A 23,300-nucleotide genomic window follows, 5' to 3' on the forward strand; every position below is an offset into this window, starting at 1 on the left:
TTCCTTAATTCGGTTTCTAATGCTCGAAGGCGTTAAACAGTGAAGGCATCTTGCAGGAGTTTTTCCTGCTGCTCGGCGTGCATCGAAGCGTAGCCACAGGCTGGCGCGGCAGAAGCGTCACGACCTGCATACTCGAGAACGAGTTCGCGCTTGTGGTTGCCCACACTGCGACGCAGATGATGCTGACTGCTGTACCAGGCACCCTGGTTCATCGGCTCTTCCTGACACCAGACTGCATGCTGCAGGTTGGTATAAGGCGCGATCGTTTCCATCAGGTCATCTTCAGGGAACGGATACAGCTGCTCGATACGAACGATGGCGATATCTTCACGACCTTCGGCACGGCGTTTTTCCAGCAGGTCGTAGTAGACCTTGCCGCTGCACAGCACCAGACGTGTGACCTTGGCCGGGTCGAGGGTATCGATTTCCGGGATCACGGTCTGGAACGAGCCTTCGGCCAGTTCTTCGAGCGTCGAAACCGCAAGCTTGTGGCGAAGCAGCGACTTGGGCGTCAGCACTATCAGTGGCTTGCGCAGCGGGCGGATCACCTGACGGCGCAGCAAGTGGTAGATCTGGGCCGGCGTGGTCGGCACACATACCTGAATGTTGTGCTCGGCACACAATTGCAGGTAGCGTTCAAGGCGTGCGGAGGAGTGCTCCGGGCCCTGCCCTTCATAACCATGAGGCAACAGCATGGTCAGACCGCACAGACGACCCCACTTGTGCTCGCCGCTGGTGATGAACTGGTCGACAACCACCTGGGCACCGTTGGCGAAGTCGCCGAACTGGGCTTCCCAGATGACCAGCGCGTTGGGCTGGGTGGTCGAATAGCCGTACTCGAATGCCAGCACCGCTTCTTCCGACAGGAACGAGTCGTACAGGTCAAAGCGAGGCTGACCGGCGTACAGGTTCTGCAGCGGAATGTAGGTGCCTGCATCCTTCTGGTTGTGCAACACAGCGTGACGGTGCGAGAACGTACCGCGACCGATGTCCTGACCCGTCATGCGGATCGGGTGACCTTCGAACGCCAGCGTGGCGTACGCCATGGTTTCGGCATAGCCCCAGTTGATCGGCAAGCCACCGGCCTGCATCTTCTGGCGATCCTCGTAGATCTTCTGGACCTGACGCTGCACGACAAAGCCTTCCGGCAGTTCCATCAGTTTGGCGGACAGTTCCTGCAGGGTCTTGAGGTCAAAACGCGTGTCGTGACGCGCAGTCCAGGCGTGGCCCAGATACGGACGCCAGTCGACGAACAATTCCTTGTTCGGCTCCTTGACCAGGCTTTTCACCACGTGCAGACCATTGTCCAGCGCACTGCGATAGTCGTCGACCTTGGCCTGAACACGGGCCTCGTCGAGAACGCCGGTCTTGATCAGGCGCTCGGCATACAACTCGCGGGTGGTGCGCTGCTTGGTGATCTGCTGGTACATCAGAGGCTGGGTGCCGCTCGGCTCGTCAGCTTCGTTGTGACCGCGACGACGGTAGCAGACCAGGTCGATGACGATGTCACGCTTGAACTGCATGCGGTAGTCGATCGCCAGCTGGGTCACGAACATCACGGCTTCAGGATCATCGCCATTCACATGGAGAATCGGTGCCTGAATCATCTTCGCAACGTCGGTGGCGTACTCGGTGGAACGCGAGTCCAGCGGGTTGCTGATGGTGAAGCCTACCTGGTTGTTGATGACGATATGGATCGTGCCGCCCGTCTTGAAGCCGCGGGTCTGCGACATCTGGAAGGTTTCCATCACAACGCCCTGGCCTGCGAAGGCAGCGTCGCCGTGAAGGGAAATCGGCAGAACCTTGTCACCGTTCGGATCGTTGCGACGATCCTGACGCGCGCGCACCGACCCCTCGACCACCGGAGACACGATCTCAAGGTGGGACGGGTTGAATGCCATGGCGAGGTGAACTTCACCGCCTGCGGTCATGACGTTGGAAGAGAAGCCCTGGTGATACTTGACGTCACCGGAACCCAGCTCCACTTTCTTCTTGCCTTCGAACTCGTCGAACAGGTCGCGCGGGTTCTTGCCGAAGGTGTTGACCAGTACGTTCAGACGGCCACGGTGGGCCATGCCGATCACGACTTCCTTGGTGCCGTAGGAGCCGGAACGCTGGATCAGCTCGTCGAGCATCGGAATCAGGCTTTCGCCGCCTTCCAGGCCGAAACGCTTGGTGCCCGGGTATTTGGTGCCCAGGTATTTTTCGAGGCCTTCAGCAGCGGTTACGCGCTCGAGCAGATGGCTCTGGATGTCAGCCGAAAAGGCAGGACGACCGCGTACGCTTTCCAGACGCTGCATGAACCAGTTGCGCTGCTCGGAATCCACGATGTGCGTGAACTCGGAGCCGATGGTGCGACAATATGTCTGCTGCAACGCTTCGTGGATTTCGCGTAGGCTCGCTTCCTCTTTGCCGATGAACAAGTCGCCGGCGCGGAAAGTCGTATCCAGATCGGCATTGGTCAAGCCGTAGTGATTGATCGACAGATCGGCGGGTGCAGGACGCTGCCACAGACCCAGCGGATCGAGCTGGGCGGCCTGGTGGCCACGCATACGATAAGCCTGGATCAGTCGCAGTACTTCAACCTGCTTCTTCTCGTGCTCGCTGCTCACACTGCCGGCGGACACCGGTTGAGCGCGGCGCTGGTTTTTGGCCAGCAACACGAAATGATCGCGAATGGTCGAATGCGATACATCAGTGGCAGAGCTGCCATCAGCTGGCAACTTCTGAAAGTAGGTGCGCCATTCTTCTGGCACAGCGTTAGGGTCGTGCAGGTAAAGCTCATAGAGCTCTTCCACATAGGCAGCGTTACCACCGGATAGGTGGGCACTGTTCCACATGCGCTGCATCACGCTTTCTTGCATGCTTGGTCACCCTCGGTAAGGGGACACCACCGGCGAAGACACCAGAGCAATCCTGAAATAGTCGTGTGCAGCGACTGTATCAAGTCACCAGGGAATCACGCAGATAGTCCGGGTACCAGCCCGGATGCCCCTGCTGGTCTCATTTCTTCAAAATAAGAGCCGCAGCCTTGCGAGCTACTGCTCAGGTTAAAACCACGGCGCCGGTTGAAGCCTGCGCCGCGGCCATTTCAGTGCAACGGTGTTACAGGTAAAGCGTTGAATCAGACGCCGTTCTGCAGAAGCATGTTGCGTACGTGACCGATAGCCTTGGTTGGGTTAAGGCCTTTCGGACAAACGTTGACGCAGTTCATGATCCCACGGCAGCGGAACACGCTGAACGGATCGTCCAGTGAAGCCAGACGCTCACTGGTCCGGGTGTCACGGCTGTCAGCCAGGAAACGGTAGGCTTGCAGCAGTGCAGCCGGGCCCAGGAACTTGTCGGGGTTCCACCAGAAGGACGGGCAGGATGTCGAGCAGCAGGCGCACAGAATGCACTCGTACAGGCCATCGAGCTTTTCGCGCTCTTCCGGAGTCTGCAGACGTTCGATGGCCGGAGCCGGCGTGTCGTTCTGCAGGAATGGCTTCACCTTCTCGTACTGCTTGTAGAAGATGCTCATATCGACAACCAGGTCACGAATGACCGGCAGGCCCGGCAGCGGACGTACGATCAGTTTGCCCTTGGCAACCACGGCAGACACTGGCGTGATGCAGGCCAGGCCGTTCTTGCCGTTCATGTTCATGCCGTCGGAACCGCAGACGCCTTCACGGCACGAGCGGCGATACGAAAAACCTTGATCCTGTTCTTTGACCAGGGCCAGCACGTCCAGCACCATCAGATCCTTACCACCGGTATCGACCTGAAACTCCTGCATGAACGGCGCAGCGTCCTGCTCAGGGTTGTAACGATAAACACTGACTTGCAACATATCGGTCACCCCTTAATAAGTCCGAATCTTAGGTTCAAAAGTCGGAACAGTTTTCGGCGAGAAGTTCACGGCACGCTTGGTTACGCGCTTGTCACCCGGGAAGTACAGGGTGTGGCACAACCAGTTCTCGTCATCGCGATCTTCAAAGTCTTCACGGGCGTGAGCGCCGCGGGACTCTTTACGATGCTCTGCGGCAATCGCGGTAGCTTCTGCGACTTCCAGCAGGTTTTGCAGTTCAAGCGCTTCGATACGGGCAGTGTTGAACGCCTGGCTCTTGTCGTTGATCTTGACGTTGGCGATACGACCACGCAGGTCGGCCAACTGTGCAATACCCTTCTGCATGTATTCGCCGGTACGGAATACACCGAAGTAGTTCTGCATGCAGCTTTGCAACTCTTTACGCAGCGAGGCAACGTCTTCGCCTTCGGTGCGCTCGTTCAGGCCGGCAAGACGCGCCAGAGCGGCGTCGATGTCGGACTGGGAAGCACGGGCGTAATCAACGCCTTCACGCAGGGCCTGCTCCAGGTGGATACCCGCAGCACGACCGAACACCACCAGGTCGAGCAACGAGTTGCCGCCCAGACGGTTGGCACCGTGAACCGATACACAAGCCACTTCACCTACAGCGAACAGACCAGGAATGATCTGATCCGTTCCAGCGGCGTCCTGAGTGATCGCCTGACCATGAATGTTGGTGGCAACGCCGCCCATCATGTAGTGGCAGGTCGGTACGACAGGGATCGGCGCGGAAGCCGGGTCAACGTGTGCGAAGGTCTTGGACAGCTCCATGATGCCTGGCAGGCGGCTGTGCAGCACTTCCTCACCCAGGTGATCGAGCTTGAGCATCACGTGGTCGCCGTCAGGGCCACAGCCGTTACCGGCGATGATTTCCTTGACCATGGAACGCGCAACGACATCACGACCGGCAAGGTCTTTCGCGTTCGGAGCATAACGCTCCATGAAACGCTCGCCATGCTTGTTGATCAGGTAGCCGCCTTCACCGCGGCAGCCTTCGGTAACCAGTACACCTGCACCAGCAATGCCGGTCGGGTGGAACTGCCACATCTCGATGTCCTGAACCGGCACACCGGCGCGCAGCGCCATGCCGATACCGTCGCCAGTGTTGATCAGGGCGTTGGTGGTCGAAGAGTAGATACGGCCTGCACCACCGGTCGCCAGTACAGTCGCGTTGGCGCGAATGTAAGAGGTTTCACCGGTTTCGATACAGATGGCGATGATGCCGACGAACGCGCCGTCCTGGTTCTTCACCAGATCCACTGCGTAGTATTCGTTCAGGAATACGGTGCCGGCCTTCAGGTTGGCCTGATACAGGGTGTGCAACAGTGCGTGACCGGTACGGTCGGCCGCGGCGCAGGTACGTGCAGCCTGACCACCCTTGCCGAAGTCCTTTGACTGGCCACCGAACGGACGCTGATAGATACGGCCCTGTTCTGTACGGGAAAACGGCAGGCCCATGTGCTCGAGCTCGAAGACCGCTTCCGGACCTACGGAACACATGTACTCGATAGCGTCCTGGTCACCGATGTAGTCGGAACCCTTGACGGTATCGTACATGTGCCAGCGCCAGTCATCGTTCGGGTCGGCCGAAGCGATTGCGCAGGTGATGCCACCCTGTGCGGATACAGTGTGCGAGCGGGTCGGGAAGACCTTGGTGACCACGGCAGTCTTGTGACCACCCTGAGCGAGCTGCAGCGCAGCGCGCATGCCTGCACCGCCACCACCAATAATGATGGCGTCGAAAGAAAGCGTATTTGTGTTAGCCATGGATCAGATACCCCAAAGAATCTGCACGCCCCAGACGAAGTAGGCGAACATCAGAACGCCGCATACCGCCTGAAACAGGAAACGGACTGCAGTCGCGGACTTGCCCAGCGCCATCGGCGTCAGGTAGTCGGTCGCGATGGTCCACATGCCGACCCAGGCGTGAGCGCCAAGGGCAACGAGGGCCAGCAGACTGAAGATGCGCATCCAGTTGTTCGCGAACAGATCATGCCATTGGGCGTAGCTCAGACCCGGGTGAAAGACCATGTATCCGATCAGGAAGATGAAATAAGCCGCGAGCACGACAGCAGAAACACGCTGCGCCATCCAGTCATAGAGGCCCGAACGTGAAAGGTTGGTGACGTTGGTTACCATATCCATACTCCTGCCAGAAGAATCAGTACCACGGAAACCGCGATAACGATTTTGGAGCCCAGCTTGCCGCCTTCCAGCGTCTCGCCCACTCCCGTGTCCATGATCAGGTGACGGATACCGGCCACCAGGTGATACAGCAGGGCAGACAGCAGCCCCCAGATGACAAGCTTGGCCAGCGGGCTGGTCAGACACGCTTTTACTTCACCGAAGCCCTCTTCGGATGCCAGCGACTTGTCCATTGCGTACAGCATGATTGCAATACCGACAAAGAGGATGACACCGGAGATACGGTGAAGGATGGACGTGTAAGCAGTGACTGGGAGCTTGATGGTCCTTAGGTCTAGATTTACAGGTCGTTGGCTATTCACGGCTTTTTTCACACTGAAGAGCCCCTAACAATCAGGGCAAGTTGTTGGGAAGTGCACTGGTCAGGTACCCACCACCCAGGAAGTGACGACCCCCTTCGAACAGGCCCAAAAGCCCCCGGCGGTCGGACGCCGAGTATAGACAGTTAGGTTACTAATGACAACGCACAGACTTACCGCCAATAGCGGATTGCGCTCGTCACGTAAAAGGCGTAAACGGCAGGAAACGGGCCTTGAAAAATATGCAGGAAGGCCTTCTGGAACGCGACTTTAGCCAAATTGACTTTAGAATTTATCTCACTATAGTGATGCGGGCCCTGCGTGGGGGGCCTGTCTGATGATTTGAAGCATAAATAGGAGGCCACATGGCTGACAAAAAAGCGCAGTTGATCATCGAGGGCGCTGCCCCCGTCGAGCTGCCAATTCTGACCGGTACAGTGGGTCCGGACGTGATCGACGTACGTGGTCTCACCGCCACCGGCCGCTTCACATTCGACCCGGGCTTCATGTCGACCGCCTCTTGCGAGTCGAAGATCACCTACATCGATGGTGACAACGGAATCCTGCTGCACCGCGGCTACCCTATCGAACAACTGGCCCAGCACTCCGACTACCTGGAGACCTGCTACCTGCTGCTCAACGGCGAATTGCCGACCGCCGAGCAGAAAGCCCAGTTCGTCGCCGTGGTCAAGAACCACACGATGGTCCACGAACAGCTCAAGACCTTTTTCAACGGCTTCCGTCGCGACGCCCACCCGATGGCCGTCATGTGCGGCGTGGTCGGCGCCCTTTCAGCGTTCTACCACGACTCGCTGGACATCAATAATCCGCAGCACCGCGAGATTTCCGCCGTACGCCTGGTCGCCAAGATGCCGACCCTGGCCGCCATGGTCTACAAGTACTCCATGGGTCAGCCCATGATGTACCCGCGCAATGACCTCAGCTACGCCGAAAACTTCCTGCACATGATGTTCAACACCCCGTGCGAGATCAAACCGATCAGCCCGGTGCTGGCCAAGGCGATGGACAAGATCTTCATCCTTCACGCCGACCACGAACAGAACGCCTCGACGTCCACAGTGCGCATGGCGGGCTCTTCGGGCGCCAACCCGTTCGCCTGTATCGCCGCAGGCATTGCAGCACTCTGGGGCCCCGCTCATGGCGGCGCCAACGAGGCTGTACTGACCATGCTCGATGAAATCGGCGATGTCTCGAACATCGACACCTTCATCGCCAAGGCCAAGGACAAGAACGATCCGTTCAAGCTCATGGGCTTCGGTCACCGTGTCTACAAGAACCGCGACCCACGCGCCACCGTGATGAAGCAGACCTGCGATGAAGTGCTGAAAGAACTGGGCATCACCAACGACCCTCAACTCGAACTGGCCATGCGTCTCGAAGAGATCGCCCTGACCGACCCGTACTTCATCGAGCGCTCGCTGTACCCGAACGTCGACTTCTACTCGGGCATCATCCTGAAAGCCATCGGCATTCCAACCAGCATGTTCACCGTGATCTTCGCCCTGGCGCGGACCGTCGGCTGGATCTCGCACTGGAAGGAAATGCTCTCGAGCCCTTACAAGATCGGCCGCCCACGCCAGCTGTACACCGGCAACGTGCAGCGCGACATTGTCGAGCTCAAAGACCGCAAGTAAGCCGTACCGCAAAACGAAAAAGGGCTGCCAATGGCAGCCCTTTTCAGTTATCGCATCAACACCGTGACGTCATTGCGCAGCCCTTTCCCGCAACGCCTTCAGAGTGTTGAAAGGCGCGTCGACCACGAACTTGTTGGCCAGCATGGACGGTACACTTCCGCCAGGCTCGGTATGCACCTGATAGGTTACCTCGGTCTGGTTGGGACCCTTGGGCACCAGCTTCCAGAAACCCTCGACCTCCGCCACACGTACATAACCCTTCTCTTCAGGGATGTAGTCGGGCTGCTCCTGAATATTTCGAGTCAGACTGCCGTCAGCACCCTCCTGCGTAGTAATCAGCAGCACCGAATCACGGGGCGTGACAGGCCAGGGCGTATTGAAGCGCGTATACGTCCAGGCCTTGTTGCCTTCATGCTTGAGCACTTTCTGTAACTGGCACTCATGGATCCAGGCACAGGCGCCCGCCACATCTTCCTGCAGCGCGCGCAACTTGCTCACGCTGGCATTGATGATCGCCACACCACGATAAGCCTTGTACTTGGAGCCCGGCACATCACTGAGCGAAACCTTGATACCGTCTTCGTCCTTGGCGACCTGCCAGTCTTCAGCCTGAACAGCCCCCACAAGCATTACAGTCAAGCCACAAGCGACAGCCATGCGATACAGCGGACCCATTGTCTTATTCCTTATTGTTGATATGCCGACGAAACCATCATGCAGAACAGCTTGCTCAGGCAACTGCGGTCATTTTTTCCCACCATCCGATCAGACGGATCGCATCAGCCTGATCGACGCCACACACATCCTCCGCGGCCTTGAACTGACTGCAGACCGCTGGCCGCTCGGGATTACCGAACAACCCACAAAGAAGCTCGATGGAAAGATGCAGACAGCGCTCCCCTGCCGGCTTGCCATTCGGCATGCCCGGTATGGGAGACGTGATGGAAGGCGCAATGCAGCAGGCACCGCAACCAGAGCGGCAGTCCATGAACCGAACCCTTGCTGAATGATTGAAAGACACAGAATAGTACCCATCAACACGCTCGCCTGGAAATGGCGTTCCGGACGATGATGGGACCTTATTGATTGAATTTGAAGTCCAGCGCTGCACCTTCGACGTCGCGACGGTTGTCATTGCGCATCTGTAACTGCATTTCATTGGACAACAACCGGCCATTCAGCTCAAAGGGGCCCGAGCCTGAACCGTCCTTGCCATCGAACATCTGCGGCAATATTGGCTTGCGCTTGGCCGAAATGACATTGGCAGGCGGATCGAGCGCCTTGACCATCTCGGGTGGCAGGCTCAGATCCAGCTTCGGCCGATTGAGCCGCACATCCTTGGCCTTGACCTCTTTGTCAGCCTTGGTGACCACCTCGCGCTTGCCAGTCGCAGACTTTTTGGTTGCCGCCTTGGCAGCCGATTGTTTGGTGGCAGCCACTTCATGGATCGGCCGAGGAGCCACAGGCTGAGAGGACTCCTTGCCAGCCACCACGGGTTTCACCGGAATATTGGGCATAAGCTCATGAGTGGTGACGGGTGCCTTGTCAGACGCCGAGTCGGTGACCACAGACTCGCGTGGCGAATCGACCGTGGAACGCGCCTCGGCAGCGACTGGAGCCTGCGCAGCCGCAGGCGCGCTGCTTTCGGTCTTTGGTTTGGGCACCGGCGTTTCCCGAGCGTCACACGCGCTCAGTAAAACGATCACGCAAAGCCCCAGACAGCGAAACATATTCATAGGCAAAAATCAGACAAGACAGTGGCAAAGCCGAAAGAGCTACATGCTGTGCTTTTGAGGCATGCATGACAAGCCAAGAGTTCCGAACAATTGACGAAAAACAACAGGTGTTCAGTAGGCTGGCGACACTTCCTGACACAACTGTCTGGCCAACATCCCCAATGTCATCAACGCGCGCTCCGCCTCCCTGTTCCAGGGCATTCCGCAGTTCAAACGAATACAGTGGTTGAATTGCTCGGTGTTACTGAAAATAAGCCCCGGCGCAATACTGATACCCTGCTCCAGCGCCCGGACATGCAGTTCCTGAGTATTGACACGCCCAGGCAGGCTGACCCAAAGAATAAAACCGCCCGCTGGCCTGCTCATCTGCGTGCCTTCGGGAAACGATTGCTGAACCGCAAGTTGGTAGGCGCTCAGATTTTTGCGATATTCCAGCCGTATAAACCTGAGATGCCGGTCATAGCCGCCATTCTCCAGGTAAGCGGCAACTGCCATCTGCGTCACACTGCAGGCCGAATGGGTGCTGAAGGTTTGCAGACGCTGGATTTCGGCCTGGTACTTGCCGGCGATCATCCAGCCGACGCGCACGCCCGGTGACAGCGTCTTGGAGAAACTCGAGCAATAAATCACCCGCCCCAGTCGATCAAAAGCCTTGAGCGCCTTGGTGCGCCCCACCTCGAACATCAACTCGCCATAGACATCATCTTCGACGACCTGAATGTCGAAATCCGAAGCCAGTCGCAGAAGATTCTTCTGCCGCTCCTCAGGCATGGTGCCACCCAGCGGATTACTCAGCCGGGAGGTCAGCACCAGCGCCTTGATCGACCACTGATTGGCGGCGAGTTGCAAGGCCTCAAGACTGATGCCGGTGGCCGGATCACTTGGAATCTCGATGACTTTCAGGCCGAGCAGGTCAGCCAGTTGAAGCAGGCCGTAGTAAGCTGGCGACTCGGCGGCAATCAGATCGCCGGGACGAGTCAGGACGCGTAACGCCATCTGCAGCGCATCGACACAACCGTGCGTGATCACCACCTCAGACGGATCGACCACCACGCCCGCGTCACGCATTCGAATAGCCACCTGCCTGCGCAATGGCTCGAAACCCGGGCTGAACATGTAACTGAATGCTCGAGGACTGTGAAAACGCGTGACCTTGGCGAGCTGCTGATGCAGCGCGCGAACGGGCAGATAGTCCACATGAGGCACTGCCGCACCCAGCGCGAAGACCCCTTCTCGACGCGACTCCTCGAGCACTTGTTGAATGATGCTGCTACGCGTGACCAGACCCGGACGCTCGACGCGGGCGATGTCAGGCGTGGAGGCCGTCAACGCAGGCGTCTGATGCACGTAATAGCCGGACTGCGGCCTGGCGCGGATCAACCCTTGATCTTCAAGGTTCGCGTAAGCCTGCAAGACCGTGGCATGACTGACGTTGAGCTGCGAACTCATCTTGCGCACCGACGGCACACGCTCGCCGGGCTGATAAACACCACGACGAATGTCTTCAGCCAGTTGCTGAGCGATGCGCTGATAGAGCAAAAGATTGGTCATGACCACAGCCTCATGAGGGTCGGCCATTTTTTTATAAAACAGATTGGTGGTGGCCGACCATTGTCATGAAGTGTACTGGAACAGTTTGAGAACGGGCCAGCGAATGTGTGGGGTGCGGAAAATTAATGAGCGCCCGCTCGAGCCAGTCACATTCGAGAACGGACGCGGAGCGTCCTGAGCGGCGTTACCAAGCAGGAGCGTGGGCATGCCGCCCGTGACGCTCCGCGTCACAAATGGCACAGACTACGGACCCTGCAAGCCGAGCGCACGACTCAGGTCATCCTTTCACCCTAAGCAACTTTGACGGAGCAGAGCCAGCACCCAGCCTTAACGAGCCGCGCCAAGCTGACCCTTCTCGTCGGAAAAGACGATTTCAACGCGACGATTCTGAGCGCGCCCACGTTCGGTTGCGTTCACGTTGACCGGGAATTCCTGACCATAACCCTCGACCTTGATTCGCTTTTCATCGATCCCAAGGTCCATCAGCACGTCAGCAACGGCCTGTGCCCGATCACGGGACAGCTTGAGGTTTTCCTGACGATCACCGGTGCTGTCGGTATAGCCCTCGATCCTGACAATCCGGCGCGGGTTGATCTGCAGGAACTGCACGACCTTGAGCACGGTGCGACTCGCAGAATTCTTCAGCTCGGCATGGCCCGCGTCAAACAGTACATCGCCCAGGGTCATGACCAGCCCACGATCGGTCTGGGTCGTGGCGAGGCTGAGGATCTGGTCTTCAAGCCACCTGCCCTGCTGCTGGGCGCTGGCCAGCTTGGCTTCACGCAAACCCAACTGCAGGCGCTGACGCTCCATCTCCATTTTTGCCAGACGCTCCTGGCTCAGCATGAGATTGCTGTGCTCACGGGCGATTTCGCTGTAGCGGCTGCTCAAATAAGCGTAATGATTCACGTCGGCGCCGCTGCCCAGGTAACTGGAAAGACGCTCGGCACGGGCCAGTGACTCACCGGCACGAATCACGTCTTTCGGCGCACTGCGCAGTACATCGGTGTCTTCCTTGACCTTCTGGAAGTCCGCACTGGCCTGCTGCAGGGCCTGATCACTGTTCTGGTGACCGGCGCAACCGTAAAGGCCTGCAGAGCCCAGTAACAGGCAAACGCTGAGCGCACGTGGAATGCGGTTCATTGGGCGTCTCCCAGTTGCTTGCGCAAACGATTCAGGCGGGTGTTCAACTGCGTGATCTGCTCCTGGCTTTTCAGCGTCAGGACGCGTGCCTCTGCCAGACGGGCATCCAGCTCGGCCTGCTCGGCCTTCATGCGCGCTTCCTTGTAGGACTTGTCAGCCATGTCGGCACGGGCATCGGCGAACTTGGCCTCGGCCGTTTCCAGCTCGGGCTGTTCGTCAGCGCCGACAGCCTTGGCCTGCTCAAGCGCCTGCTCGGTCAGTTTGAATTGTTCGGTCGGAACCGGATCACTGGCGCAACCGACCAGCGAGGCGATCGCCAGGGCGGCGATTGAAAAACGAATACTCACAAAAAAACATCCCTACTTGGTTGAGGCGCTGGCACTGGCAGACTGCAACAGCTGGGTTTTCCAGAGCTCCAGATTGTGTCGGATCACTTCACCTGCAAGGCCGGAGGCGGCCGATTCTGTCATCTTTTTCGCCAGCTGTCCGCGCAACCATGGATCGTTGCAAGCCGAATTGAACGACAGCGCCAGATAGAAACCGGGCCTGTCGAGAGGCAAAGGCTGGGCAACCACGTCGGCCGACAAGCCCAATGTCTGCACCATGACCATCCCCGCATAGCGACCGGCCAGCACGTAATCCACCTCGCCCAGCGCCAGTTTCTGGAATGCCGGGGTCAGACCGGAAACGCGCTCCAGCGTCAAATGCTGCCGGGTGGCCTCGTCAAAGTCAGGCGTCAGCCGCGTTTTGTCAGAGATGGCGCCGCTGTGCCCATGAAGTTCGCTGAGCGTCGTCAGCGGAACAGCATGATCATGACGTGTCCAGATCACGATATCGTTCTGCGCGATGGCTGGATGGATGTAGTCAAGGGCATCCAGTTGTGCGGCATTCATGGGCGCATCGGCCAGCAGGTCCATGCGCCCGGTGCGCACCTCTTCCAGGGCCTGACTGCGCTTGCCTGCGTACAGAAACTCGACATTGATCCCCAGCTCTCCGGCTGCCTGTTTCAGCAGATCAGCGTTGGCGCCCATCAGGTGCCTTGGGTCCTGAGGATCGCGCCACAGGTACGGCGGCGCGTCAGGGCTGCCGGTCACGATCAGCCGCTCACATTTACCCGCCGCGAAACCCAGCGCTGGCGACACAAGCAGCCCCAGCAGAAGCGAGCGCAACAGTCTGGAATGAGGAACGGAATGGCGTTGCATGGACAGCCCTTTTCACAAGTCGATAAAAAACCCGTTCATCAAACTTCAGACACCGCAGGCAAGCCTGACAGTGAATGAAGCCGAATGGAACGGGTTCTCTTTATAAGCCTGAATCAGACCAGCTTCTCCAGCTCCGGGATTGCTTCGAACAGATCAGCTACCAGACCGTAATCGGCCACCTGGAAGATCGGTGCTTCTTCGTCCTTGTTGATCGCAACGATCACCTTGGAGTCCTTCATGCCCGCCAGATGCTGGATCGCGCCGGAGATACCGACCGCGATGTACAGCTGTGGCGCAACGATCTTGCCGGTCTGACCGACCTGCATGTCGTTGGGCACGAAACCGGCATCGACGGCAGCGCGCGAAGCACCAACCGCAGCGCCCAGTTTGTCCGCCAGCGCGTAGAGGTGCTTGAAGTTGTCACCGTTCTGCATGCCGCGACCGCCGGAAACGACGATTTTGGCAGCCGTCAGCTCTGGACGGTCGGACTTGGCCAGCTCTTCGCCGACGAAGCTCGACTTGCCAGCGTCGTGAGCAGCCGAAACCGCTTCGACCGACGCCGAACCGCCTTCTGCAGCAACCGGATCGAAGCCGGTGGCACGCACGGTGATGACTTTGACCGAAGCAGTGGACTGCACGGTGGCAATGGCGTTACCGGCGTAGATCGGACGGGTGAAGGTGTCAGCCGACTCGACCGAGATGATTTCCGAGATCTGGTCCACATCCAGTTGCGCAGCGACGCGTGGCAGGATGTTCTTGCCATTGGACGTGGCGGCAGCCAGCACGTGGCTGTGACCGGCGGCCAGTTCGACGACCAGCGGCGCGACGTTTTCCGGCAATTGATGCGCGTAGGCGGCGTTGTCGGCCACCAGCACTTTTGCCACGCCAGCGATTTTCGCAGCGGCTTCGGCCACGGCGCTTACGCCGGAACCGGCCACCAGCAGGTGGATGTCACCACCGATCTTCTGGGCCGCAGCGAGGGTGTTGAGCGTAGCCGGGGCTACGGTTGCATTGTCGTGCTCAGCGATAACCAGGATCGTCATTTAGATTACCTTCGCTTCGGTTTTCAGTTTCTCGACCAGTTCGGCCACCGATTTGACCTTGATGCCCGCGCTGCGCGCAGCCGGTGCTTCGACCTTGAGGGTCTTGTTGGTCGAGGCCGTGGAAACGCCCAGTGCGTCGGGTGTCAGCACTTCAAGCGGCTTCTTCTTGGCTTTCATGATGTTGGGCAGCGAGGCGTAACGCGGCTCGTTCAGACGCAGGTCTGTGGTCACGATGGCCGGCAGGCTCAGGGAAACGGTTTGCAGACCGCCGTCGATCTCGCGGGTCACGGCGACCTTGTCGCCCGACACTTCGACCTTGGACGCGAAGGTGCCCTGCGGATAGCCGCTCAGCGCAGCCAGCATCTGGCCAGTCTGATTGTTGTCGCTGTCGATGGCCTGTTTGCCGAGGATAACCAGTTGCGGCTGCTCCTTGTCGACAACGGCCTTGAGCAGCTTGGCAACGGCCAGGGACGTCAGCTCTTCGGCGGACTCGACCAGCACGGCGCGGTCGGCACCCAGTGCCAACGCAGTACGCAACTGCTCTTGAGCAGTGGTCGGGCCGATGGTCACAACCACGATCTCGGTCGCTACGCCCTTCTCTTTCAGGCGTACAGCCTCTTCCACGGCAATTTCGCAGAAAGGGTTCATGGACATTTTGACGTTGGCAAGATCGACGCCGGAGTTGTCCGCCTTGACGCGAACCTTGACGTTGTAGTCGACCACTCGTTTGACAGCTACAAGAACCTTCATGGATTCCTCACTCTCCGGTGAAAAGAAGTCGCCCGGCAATACCAGGCGATCGATATGTGTCCTCAACAAGCAATCGTATTCGTGCAGGCGAACATGCCTTGATGCAAATCCCGCCAAAAGCCCGATAAAAACAGGGCGTCACCCGTCATGCACCGGCAGGGTGTGTAAAATGCGCCGGGCGACACTGGCCGTTTACGTGACTGCCTGCACTGCATTCGCCTGATGCCTTTTTCCGGGGTCCGCTGCAGATATCCGCAAGGGATTTCCGTGGGAGCCCGTTTCAGCCTACGGCAAACGCAAAACCGCCCGTATCTTGACCGCAACGCCTTTTCCGGTCAATACGCCAAATCGGCCAGTCATGAGTCGCGCGTCTTTGATTTATCTGGCCTGCGGCCGATTCAAACAAACGTTTGTATTGGACCCGCGCAGTGGTGTAGATATACTGCACGCCTTAAAAAGATATGCGGTCCAAGTCCGTATGTCGGTCCACCGTGACCCATAAAAAAATACCGTGAGCCTTGAGAGTAGGAGATAGCCTGTGGAACGCGAATACATGGAATTCGACGTCGTCATCGTCGGAGCCGGCCCGTCCGGGCTTTCAGCCGCTTGCCGCCTCAAGCAGAAGGCTGCCGAAGCCGGGCAGGAAATCAGCGTCTGCGTGGTGGAAAAAGGCTCGGAAGTCGGTGCACACATCCTGTCCGGTGCGGTGTTCGAACCCCGCGCCCTGAACGAACTGTTCCCTGACTGGCAGGCGCTGGGCGCGCCGCTCAACACGCCGGTCAAGCGCGACGACATCTATGTCCTGAACGATGCAGAGAAAGCCCGCAAGGTGCCGAACTTCTTCGTGCCCAGGACCATGCACAACGAAGGCAACTACATCATCTCGCTGGGCAATCTGTGCCGCTGGATGGCTCAGCAGGCCGAGAACCTGGGCGTCGAGATTTATCCCGGCTTTGCAGCTCAGGAAGCGCTGTTCGACGAAAATGGTGTAGTGCGCGGCATCATCACCGGCGACCTGGGCGTCGACCGCGAAGGCAACCCGAAAGAAGGCCTGTACACGCCGGGCATGGAATTGCGCGCCAAGTACACGCTGTTTGCAGAAGGCTGCCGTGGCCACATCGGCAAGCAACTGATAAAACGTTTCGATCTGGACAATGAAGCCGACGTGCAGCATTACGCCATTGGCCTCAAGGAAATCTGGGAAGTCGACCCGGCGAAACACGAGCAGGGTCTGGTGGTCCACACCGCCGGCTGGCCGCTGGACGACGCCAATCCAGGTGGCTCCTTCCTTTATCACCTGGAAAACAATCAGGTAGTGGTCGGTCTGATCGTTGATCTTTCCTACTCCAACCCGTACCTGTCGCCGTTCGACGAATTCCAGCGTTACAAGCATCACCCGGTCATCAAGCAATACCTGGAAGGCGGCAAGCGCATCAGCTACGGTGCCCGCGCCATTGCCAAGGGCGGCCTGAACTCGCTGCCGAAGATGGTCTTCCCTGGCGGCGCACTGATCGGCTGCGACCTGGGCACCCTGAACTTCGCCAAGATCAAGGGCAGCCACACGGCCATGAAGTCCGGCATGCTGGCTGCCGATTCGGTTGCCGAAGCGTTGCTGGCAGGCAAGGAAGGCGGCGACACACTGACTTCCTACGTCGATGCATTCAAGGCCAGCTGGCTGCATGATGAACTGTTCACCAGCCGCAACTTCGGCGTGGCCATTCACAAGTACGGCGCGATCAAGGGCGGTGCATTCAACTTCATCGACCAGAACATCTTCGGTGGCAAGCTGCCGTTCACGCTGCACGACACCAAGCCGGACTACGCCTGCCTCAAGCTGGCCGCCGACTCCAAGAAGATCGACTACCCGAAACCCGACGGCAAGCTCAGCTTCGACAAGCTCAGCTCGGTATTCCTCTCCAGCACCAACCATGAAGAGGAACAGCCTTGCCACTTGAAGCTGACCGACCCGAGCATTCCGATCAGCAAGAACCTGCCGCTGTACGACGAACCGGCGCAGCGCTACTGCCCGGCGGGCGTGTATGAAGTGATCACCAAGGAAGACGGCGAGAAACGCTTCCAGATCAACGCCCAGAACTGCGTGCACTGCAAGACCTGCGACATCAAGGATCCCTCCCAGAACATCACTTGGGTGGCACCGGAAGGCGCTGGCGGTCCGACTTACCCGAACATGTAAGTGTTCCGGTCGCGACAACAATAAAGGCTCCCTCGGGAGCCTTTATCTTTTTCAGCAGCAGGTCAGGCGGGAACGCCCAGATACGCGCCCTCTTCGCCCGGACTGCGCTCGAAATAGCGTTTGTACTCGCGACTGAATTGCGACGCACTCTGATAGCCGACCCGCAACGCCACCTGCGCGACGCCCAGCCCTTCAGCCACCAGCAACTGCTGAGCCTTGAGCAGCCGCAGGCGCTTGAGGTACTGCACGGGCGACAATAAGGTGCTGCGCTTGAAGTGCTCATGAAAGGTCGAGGTGCTCATGTTCGCGCAACGCGCCAGCGTATCGACATTCAAAGCATCGGCGTAATGCTCATGCAAGTAGGTCACCGCAGACGCGATCCGTGCAAATTGCCCTTGCTGTTCGACCAGCGCCCGCAGCACGCCCGCCTGCGGCCCGCGCAGCGCGCTGTACAGCACATCACGAATCCGGGCCTGACCCATGGCCTGACACTCCAGCGGGTCGTGCAGGCAGCGCAGCAGGCGCTCGACACTGTCACGCATCCCGGCATCGATCAGTACCGAGGTCATGGACTCCGGCGTCTGCGGCTGGCAGTCCTGCAACGACAGCGAGCCCATCACCTGCACCAGTTCGCCGAGCAACACCCGGTCGATGGACACCGACACGCCATACAACGGCTTGTCCGGCGTGGCGAAAGTCTCGCATTTGAAGGGCACTGACAGTGCCTGAATCAGGTAATGCCCGGTGCCGTACTCGAACGTGCGCGTCCCCAGGCAGGCGATCTTGCTGCCCTGCACCACGATCATCAGGCTCGGCTCATACATCTGCGGGCTACTGGCCACATAGCTGAACGCCGAGAGCACACGCACCTCGGGCAAGTGCGTGTCGACAAAGCCGGGACGCACCGCCAGCGGCTGGATCAACGAGACCAGAACAGCATTGCCATCGACAGGATGAGGGAGCGACATAAGGAGTACCGGCAGAGAATCAGACAGCTCCATGATCGCAGATTTGCGCGCTTGAGCGGTACCCGGATCCGTCAGCCGGAGGAATAGGCATGAAACACGGAGGAATCACCCTAGCGACACACGCCCATCACGCGGACAATGATTCGCCTCTTCTCCGTATCATTTCGCGAGGTCATATTTATGTACACAGCCATCGGTTACGCCGCTCAGTCAGCCACCGCTCCCCTCGCCCCGATGACCTTCGAACGTCGCGCTCCGCGTGCCGACGACGTTGCCATCGAAATCCTCTACTGTGGCGTCTGCCACTCCGACATCCACCAGGCGCGCAACGAGTGGGGCATTGCCGTCTACCCGTTGATGCCGGGCCACGAGATCGTGGGTCGCGTCACCGCCACCGGTGCCAATGCCACCCAATACAAGGTCGGTGATCTGGTCGGCGTCGGCTGCATGGTCGACTCCTGCCGCGAGTGCTCGGCGTGCAAGTCGGACCTGGAGCAGTATTGCCTGGAAGGTCCGACCATGACCTACGCCACGCCGGACCGCGTGGACGGCAGCAACACCATGGGCGGCTACTCCAACAGCATCGTGGTCAGCGAACACTTCGTCGTGCGCGTTCCCGAGAAGCTGGATCCGGCTGCGGCTGCACCGATTCTGTGTGCAGGCATCACCACCTACTCGCCGCTCAAGCACTACGGCGTGAAGGCTGGTGACAAGGTCGGCATTCTGGGCATGGGTGGTCTGGGCCACATGGGCATCAAGTTCGCCAAGGCGATGGGCGCTGAAGTCACCCTCTTCACCCGCTCCGCGTCGAAAGCTCAGGAAGCGCGTCGCCAGGGTGCCGATCACGTGATCGTCTCCACCGATGCCGAACAGATGAAAGCGGCCGCCGGTCATTTCGACTTCCTGCTCGACACTATTCCGGTGCAGCACGACCTGAACCCCTACCTGCAGACCCTGCGTTTCGACGGTGTGCACATCCTGGTCGGTCTGATCGAGCCGGTTGAACCGCCGGTCCACGCCGCCAATCTGGTGATGAGCCGCCGCGTACTGGCCGGTTCGCTGATCGGCGGTATCGCCGAGACCCAGGAAGTGCTGGATTTTTGCGCCGAGAATGACATCACTTGCGACATCGAGATGCTCGACATCCGCAACATCAACGAAGCCTACGAGCGCATGCTGGCCGGTGACGTGAAGTACCGCTTTGTCATCGACATGGCCACGCTCAAAGCCTGATTCAGGCGGCCCCGAGTTCGGCCGACAGTCCCGCCGCGATCTCCCTGATCAGCGGGACCAGTTCGGCCATCTTTTCCAGGGGCATGTACGGAACCGTACTGGCGACGCTGATGCCAGCCACAATCTGCTGGCTGGCATCACGCACCGGCGCCGCGACACAACGGATCGACGGTTCGTTGTCCTCCAGATCGAACGCGTAACCTCCCGCCACATATTCCTGCCTGCGCTGCTGCAGCTGCTCCCACGTCTGTTGCTCGTGATTGGGCCACAGCGGATGCTTGCCTGACGCTGGCATGCTGACCTCGTAGAGACGCAGCCACTCGGCTTCAGGACTGTCCAGCAATAGCGCCTTGCCGATACCCGTGCGCACCAACGGCATACGATGCCCGACCCGCGAACGCATCTCCGGACCATTGCGGCCGGGATTCTTGTGCAGGTACAGCACGTCATCGCCTTCACGCACCGCCAGATGCACGGTGTCTCCGGTCAATGCGGAAAGCCTGTCCAGAAACGGCCGCGCCAGAATCGCCAGCGGCACTTCCTCTCGCGCTTGAAAGCCCAGCTCGATCAGTTTCGGCCCCAACAGATAACCCACCTGAGGAACCACCCGAAGATAGCGTTCGTCCACCAGACAACTGGCCAGACGATGGGTGGTGCTGCGTGTAGTGCCGATCAGGCGGGCGATTTCCTTCAGATCCCGGGCACCACTGGCCACGGCCTGAACCACACCCAGGCCGCGCATCAGGGTCTGGGTTCCGGCAGGTGCAGACTCTTTGCCTGGAGGATGTTCAGCGGGAAGCGGTTCGTTGTGCATGACAAGCCTTAATCAGATCGGGACGCTGGCGGCATTATCGTCGCCAGCGTCAGGACACGTCGATATCAGAGTTCGATGCGCTCGACTTTGCCCACCAGCAGGATGTAGGACAGCGCCCCCAGAAGTGCCAGCACCGAGATGTAGGTGATGGCGGGTGCAAACGAATGGCCCGAAGCCAGGAAGCCGATCACGATTGGCGTGGCGATGGCCGCCAGATTGCCGATGAAGTTGAACGTGCCGCCTGTCAGCCCCAGAAGACGCGCCGGGGCCAGTGTCGATACCAGCGACCAGGTAATAGAAGCCAGACCGTTGCCAAAGAACGCCAGTGCCAGAAACGCGATCACCAGCGGCGTGGATTCGACGAAGTTGGCGCCGATGATCGACGTGGAAATCAGCAGACCGGCAATGATCGGCAGCTTGCGAGCGAAGCCTACGGTATGCCCGCGACGGATCAGCCAGTCAGAGAAGAACCCCGAACACAGCACGCCGACGAAGGCAGCCAGAAACGGCAGCGACGCCAGCAGCCCGGACTTGATGAAGTCCATGCCCCGGTATTTCACCAGATAGGTCGGAAACCAGGTCAGGAAGAACCAGAGCGTGGAGTTCAGGCAGAACTGACCGAGGTAAATACCCCAGAGCTTGCGCCTGCTGAGGACGATGCCCAGATCCAGCCAGCTGAAACCCTGCTTCTGTTTTTCGACGTCCTTCTGAATGTCCACCAGCCCGCCGCCTTCGCGGATCAGGTCGATTTCCTGCTGGTTGACGCCCTTGAAGTCACGGGGCTCGCGGTACACCGCGTACCAGATCGCTGCCCAGAGCACACCGACGCCGCCGGTCGCGACGAACACCATGTGCCAGCCGTAGTGCGCCTGCAGCCACGCCAGCACCGGCGTCAGAAACGCCAGACCGACGAACTGCCCGGACGTATAGAAACCAATCGCCGTGGCACGCTCGCGTTCAGGAAACCAGGTGGTCACTACGCGGCTATTGATCGGATAGGCGGGAGCTTCCAGCGCACCGACGGCCATGCGCAGCACGAACAGCGCAATGAAGCTGGCGGCAAAGCCAAGCATGATGGTGGCGATCGACCACAACGCCAGGGCCACGGTGTAAAGAATGCGCGGCGGCACGCGGTCCACCAGCCAGCCACCGGGCAACTGCATGGCAGCATAGGTCCAGCCGAACGCGGAGAAGATCAGACCTACATGAACCGGATCGATGCCCAGCTCGGACGTCAGCGCCGGTGCGGCAATCGACAGGTTGCTGCGGTCCAGGTAATTGATGACCACGGTGATGAACAGCAGCACCATGATAAAGAAACGTTTGCGGGACGGCGTCACCAGTGATGCCGCGCCCTCCATCGTACGAGTGCGCATGAAAATGTTTCCTCTTTTTGGATTTATTGAGGATGTGTGTTGTTGGCAAATCGCTTGGATCGTGCCTCACGCTCTGCGTGGGCACGATCAGGAGGCCTGCTCTGGATCAGATCACCACTCGGCAAAGCTGCCATCGGCATGACGCCAGATCGGATTGCGCCAGCGGTGGCCGATGGCGGCGCGCTCCTTGACGTATTCCTCGTTGATTTCAATGCCCAGGCCCGGACCGTTGGGGATCTTGACCATGCCCTTGTCGTAGTCGAAGACTTCCGGGTGCTTGACGTAGTCCAGCAGGTCGTTGCTTTCGTTGTAGTGAATGCCCAGGCTCTGTTCCTGAATGAACGCGTTGTAGCAGACCGCATCCAGTTGCAGGCACGCCGCCAGTGCAATCGGCCCCAGCGGGCAATGCAGCGCCAGCGCCACGTCGTAGGCTTCGGCCATGTTGGCGATCTTGCGCGTTTCGGTGATGCCACCCGCGTGCGATGCGTCCGGCTGGATGATGTCGACGTAGCCTTCGCTCAACACACGCTTGAAGTCCCAGCGCGAGAACAACCGCTCGCCCAGCGCAATCGGCGTACTGGTCAGCGGCGCCAGCTCTTTCAACGCTTCGTAGTTCTCGCTGAGCACCGGCTCCTCGATGAACATCAGCTTGTACGGGTCCAGCTCCTTCATCAGCACCTTGGCCATCGGCTTGTGCACGCGCCCATGGAAGTCGACGCCGATACCGACGTTCGGACCGACCGCGTCACGCACCGCCGCAACGTTGGCCAGGGCCAGATCGACCTTGTCGAAGGTGTCGAGGAATTGCAGTTCTTCAGTGCCGTTCATCTTCACCGCAGTGAAACCACGCTCGACCGCTTCTCGTGCCGCACGTGCGGTATCGGCAGGACGGTCGCCGCCGATCCAGGAATAGACGCGAATCTTGTCACGCACCTGACCACCCAACAGATCGCTGACCGATACACCCAGCGCCTTGCCCTTGATGTCCCACAGCGCCTGATCGATCCCGGCCAGCGCGCTCATGTGGATCGCCCCGCCACGGTAGAAGCCGCCGCGGTACAGCACGGTCCAGATATCTTCGATGTTGCGAGGGTCCTTGCCGATCAGGTAATCGGAAAGCTCTTCCACTGCTGCGGCCACGGTGTGCGCGCGGCCTTCGACGACCGGCTCACCCCAGCCAACGACGCCCTCGTCGGTCTCGACTTTCAGGAAGCACCAGCGCGGCGGAACGATGAAGGTGGTCAATTTGGTGATTTTCATGAGTACGGCTTCTCTTATTGGTTC

Annotated in this window: 21 protein-coding genes; 3 read left to right on the plus strand and 18 right to left on the minus strand. The window is 59.2% G+C overall.

Going from position 1 to position 23,300, the window contains the following annotated elements; all coding sequences use genetic code 11:
- Positions 1 to 32: 32 nt before the first annotated feature.
- The 5 genes from AC0IXS_RS04615 to sdhC all read right to left on the minus strand — a co-directional run bounded on the left by AC0IXS_RS04615 (position 33) and on the right by sdhC (position 6,366).
- Positions 33 to 2,864: a 2-oxoglutarate dehydrogenase E1 component gene (locus AC0IXS_RS04615; RefSeq protein ID WP_004882577.1), complete on the minus strand. Its 2,832-nt coding sequence runs from the start codon at positions 2,862 to 2,864 to the stop codon at positions 33 to 35.
- Between the two features lie 260 nt (positions 2,865 to 3,124).
- Positions 3,125 to 3,829 carry a succinate dehydrogenase iron-sulfur subunit gene (locus AC0IXS_RS04620; protein WP_004882578.1) on the minus strand — a complete coding sequence of 235 codons (705 nt, stop codon included), beginning with the start codon at positions 3,827 to 3,829 and terminating at the stop codon, positions 3,125 to 3,127.
- A 12-nt stretch (positions 3,830 to 3,841) separates the two neighbouring features.
- Positions 3,842 to 5,614, minus strand: coding sequence for a succinate dehydrogenase flavoprotein subunit (sdhA, locus tag AC0IXS_RS04625; RefSeq protein WP_004882579.1), 1,773 nt, complete (start codon positions 5,612 to 5,614; stop codon positions 3,842 to 3,844).
- Between the two features lie 3 nt (positions 5,615 to 5,617).
- Positions 5,618 to 5,986, minus strand: coding sequence for a succinate dehydrogenase, hydrophobic membrane anchor protein (sdhD, locus tag AC0IXS_RS04630; RefSeq protein WP_004882580.1), 369 nt, complete (start codon positions 5,984 to 5,986; stop codon positions 5,618 to 5,620).
- On the minus strand, positions 5,980 to 6,366 hold the full coding sequence (gene sdhC / locus AC0IXS_RS04635; RefSeq protein WP_004882581.1) for a succinate dehydrogenase, cytochrome b556 subunit: 387 nt from the start codon (positions 6,364 to 6,366) through the stop codon (positions 5,980 to 5,982). Before sdhC ends, sdhD begins: the two co-directional genes overlap by 7 nt.
- Before the next feature lie 350 nt (positions 6,367 to 6,716).
- On the opposite strand from sdhC, the gene gltA reads away from it, so the two are divergent.
- Complete coding sequence (gltA, locus tag AC0IXS_RS04640) at positions 6,717 to 8,006, plus strand: citrate synthase (RefSeq protein WP_004882582.1); 1,290 nt, start codon at positions 6,717 to 6,719, stop codon at positions 8,004 to 8,006.
- Positions 8,007 to 8,075: 69 nt separating this feature from the next.
- Here the strand turns inward: gltA and AC0IXS_RS04645 are convergent, their stop codons facing one another.
- From AC0IXS_RS04645 to AC0IXS_RS04685, 9 genes are all read right to left on the minus strand, one after another.
- Positions 8,076 to 8,681, minus strand: coding sequence for an START domain-containing protein (locus AC0IXS_RS04645; RefSeq protein ID WP_004882583.1), 606 nt, complete (start codon positions 8,679 to 8,681; stop codon positions 8,076 to 8,078).
- A gap of 55 nt (positions 8,682 to 8,736) precedes the next feature.
- Positions 8,737 to 8,994 (minus strand): YkgJ family cysteine cluster protein, encoded by a 258-nt coding sequence (locus AC0IXS_RS04650; RefSeq protein ID WP_029241476.1) that lies wholly within the window; start codon positions 8,992 to 8,994, stop codon positions 8,737 to 8,739.
- A 91-nt stretch (positions 8,995 to 9,085) separates the two neighbouring features.
- Positions 9,086 to 9,742 carry a translation initiation factor 2 gene (locus AC0IXS_RS04655; RefSeq protein ID WP_081021836.1) on the minus strand — a complete coding sequence of 219 codons (657 nt, stop codon included), beginning with the start codon at positions 9,740 to 9,742 and terminating at the stop codon, positions 9,086 to 9,088.
- A 111-nt stretch (positions 9,743 to 9,853) separates the two neighbouring features.
- Positions 9,854 to 11,293: an aminotransferase-like domain-containing protein gene (locus AC0IXS_RS04660; protein ID WP_029241474.1), complete on the minus strand. Its 1,440-nt coding sequence runs from the start codon at positions 11,291 to 11,293 to the stop codon at positions 9,854 to 9,856.
- 327 nt (positions 11,294 to 11,620) lie between these two features.
- Positions 11,621 to 12,436, minus strand: a complete 816-nt coding sequence (locus AC0IXS_RS04665) for an OmpA family protein (protein WP_004882587.1) — start codon at positions 12,434 to 12,436, stop codon at positions 11,621 to 11,623.
- A complete protein-coding gene (locus tag AC0IXS_RS04670) occupies positions 12,433 to 12,783 on the minus strand; it encodes a DUF4398 domain-containing protein (RefSeq protein ID WP_057410398.1) in 351 nt (116 codons plus the stop codon). Before AC0IXS_RS04670 ends, AC0IXS_RS04665 begins: the two co-directional genes overlap by 4 nt.
- Before the next feature lie 12 nt (positions 12,784 to 12,795).
- Complete coding sequence (locus AC0IXS_RS04675) at positions 12,796 to 13,638, minus strand: substrate-binding periplasmic protein (RefSeq protein ID WP_191954644.1); 843 nt, start codon at positions 13,636 to 13,638, stop codon at positions 12,796 to 12,798.
- Between the two features lie 113 nt (positions 13,639 to 13,751).
- Positions 13,752 to 14,681: an electron transfer flavoprotein subunit alpha/FixB family protein gene (locus tag AC0IXS_RS04680; RefSeq protein WP_029241472.1), complete on the minus strand. Its 930-nt coding sequence runs from the start codon at positions 14,679 to 14,681 to the stop codon at positions 13,752 to 13,754.
- The gene (locus AC0IXS_RS04685; protein ID WP_029241471.1) at positions 14,682 to 15,431 is read right to left on the minus strand and encodes an electron transfer flavoprotein subunit beta/FixA family protein; all 750 of its coding nucleotides are present in this window, start codon (positions 15,429 to 15,431) and stop codon (positions 14,682 to 14,684) included. It abuts the gene before it with no gap.
- Between the two features lie 538 nt (positions 15,432 to 15,969).
- Here AC0IXS_RS04685 and AC0IXS_RS04690 point away from each other — a divergent pair.
- Positions 15,970 to 17,625 (plus strand): electron transfer flavoprotein-ubiquinone oxidoreductase, encoded by a 1,656-nt coding sequence (locus AC0IXS_RS04690; protein WP_057410396.1) that lies wholly within the window; start codon positions 15,970 to 15,972, stop codon positions 17,623 to 17,625.
- Between the two features lie 62 nt (positions 17,626 to 17,687).
- Here AC0IXS_RS04690 and AC0IXS_RS04695 read toward each other — a convergent pair whose 3' ends face one another.
- Complete coding sequence (locus tag AC0IXS_RS04695; protein ID WP_025996411.1) at positions 17,688 to 18,593, minus strand: AraC family transcriptional regulator; 906 nt, start codon at positions 18,591 to 18,593, stop codon at positions 17,688 to 17,690.
- 180 nt (positions 18,594 to 18,773) lie between these two features.
- Between AC0IXS_RS04695 and AC0IXS_RS04700 the strand changes: the two genes are divergently transcribed.
- Positions 18,774 to 19,826: an NAD(P)-dependent alcohol dehydrogenase gene (locus AC0IXS_RS04700; RefSeq protein ID WP_004882594.1), complete on the plus strand. Its 1,053-nt coding sequence runs from the start codon at positions 18,774 to 18,776 to the stop codon at positions 19,824 to 19,826.
- 1 nt (position 19,827) lies between these two features.
- On the opposite strand, the gene AC0IXS_RS04705 is transcribed toward AC0IXS_RS04700, so the two are convergent.
- The 3 genes from AC0IXS_RS04705 to dgoD form a co-directional block, all read right to left on the minus strand.
- A complete protein-coding gene (locus AC0IXS_RS04705; RefSeq protein ID WP_137202584.1) occupies positions 19,828 to 20,640 on the minus strand; it encodes an IclR family transcriptional regulator in 813 nt (270 codons plus the stop codon).
- 65 nt (positions 20,641 to 20,705) lie between these two features.
- Positions 20,706 to 22,016, minus strand: coding sequence for an MFS transporter (locus AC0IXS_RS04710; protein ID WP_471823978.1), 1,311 nt, complete (start codon positions 22,014 to 22,016; stop codon positions 20,706 to 20,708).
- Positions 22,017 to 22,127: 111 nt separating this feature from the next.
- Positions 22,128 to 23,276, minus strand: coding sequence for a galactonate dehydratase (gene dgoD, locus AC0IXS_RS04715; RefSeq protein WP_004882597.1), 1,149 nt, complete (start codon positions 23,274 to 23,276; stop codon positions 22,128 to 22,130).
- Positions 23,277 to 23,300 lie beyond the last annotated feature (24 nt).

It is taken from the genome of Pseudomonas sp. AC016 (assembly GCF_979253365.1).

Bases quoted from the DNA above. Each gene is read 5' to 3' on its own strand.
- AC0IXS_RS04645 (WP_004882583.1), bottom strand. From the start codon at position 8,681: ATGGGTCCGCTGTATCGCATGGCTGTCGCTTGTGGCTTGACTGTAATG.
- AC0IXS_RS04650 (WP_029241476.1), bottom strand. From the start codon at position 8,994: ATGGACTGCCGCTCTGGTTGCGGTGCCTGCTGCATTGCGCCTTCCATC.
- AC0IXS_RS04680 (WP_029241472.1), bottom strand. From the start codon at position 14,681: ATGACGATCCTGGTTATCGCTGAGCACGACAATGCAACCGTAGCCCCG.
- sdhD (WP_004882580.1), bottom strand. From the start codon at position 5,986: ATGGTAACCAACGTCACCAACCTTTCACGTTCGGGCCTCTATGACTGG.
- AC0IXS_RS04665 (WP_004882587.1), bottom strand. From the start codon at position 12,436: ATGAACCGCATTCCACGTGCGCTCAGCGTTTGCCTGTTACTGGGCTCT.
- AC0IXS_RS04660 (WP_029241474.1), bottom strand. From the start codon at position 11,293: ATGACCAATCTTTTGCTCTATCAGCGCATCGCTCAGCAACTGGCTGAA.
- sdhA (WP_004882579.1), bottom strand. From the start codon at position 5,614: ATGGCTAACACAAATACGCTTTCTTTCGACGCCATCATTATTGGTGGT.
- AC0IXS_RS04685 (WP_029241471.1), bottom strand. From the start codon at position 15,431: ATGAAGGTTCTTGTAGCTGTCAAACGAGTGGTCGACTACAACGTCAAG.
- AC0IXS_RS04655 (WP_081021836.1), bottom strand. From the start codon at position 9,742: ATGAATATGTTTCGCTGTCTGGGGCTTTGCGTGATCGTTTTACTGAGC.
- AC0IXS_RS04700 (WP_004882594.1), top strand. From the start codon at position 18,774: ATGTACACAGCCATCGGTTACGCCGCTCAGTCAGCCACCGCTCCCCTC.
- AC0IXS_RS04695 (WP_025996411.1), bottom strand. From the start codon at position 18,593: ATGTCGCTCCCTCATCCTGTCGATGGCAATGCTGTTCTGGTCTCGTTG.
- gltA (WP_004882582.1), top strand. From the start codon at position 6,717: ATGGCTGACAAAAAAGCGCAGTTGATCATCGAGGGCGCTGCCCCCGTC.
- AC0IXS_RS04620 (WP_004882578.1), bottom strand. From the start codon at position 3,829: ATGTTGCAAGTCAGTGTTTATCGTTACAACCCTGAGCAGGACGCTGCG.
- AC0IXS_RS04675 (WP_191954644.1), bottom strand. From the start codon at position 13,638: ATGCAACGCCATTCCGTTCCTCATTCCAGACTGTTGCGCTCGCTTCTG.
- AC0IXS_RS04705 (WP_137202584.1), bottom strand. From the start codon at position 20,640: ATGCACAACGAACCGCTTCCCGCTGAACATCCTCCAGGCAAAGAGTCT.
- AC0IXS_RS04615 (WP_004882577.1), bottom strand. From the start codon at position 2,864: ATGCAAGAAAGCGTGATGCAGCGCATGTGGAACAGTGCCCACCTATCC.
- dgoD (WP_004882597.1), bottom strand. From the start codon at position 23,276: ATGAAAATCACCAAATTGACCACCTTCATCGTTCCGCCGCGCTGGTGC.
- AC0IXS_RS04710 (WP_471823978.1), bottom strand. From the start codon at position 22,016: ATGCGCACTCGTACGATGGAGGGCGCGGCATCACTGGTGACGCCGTCC.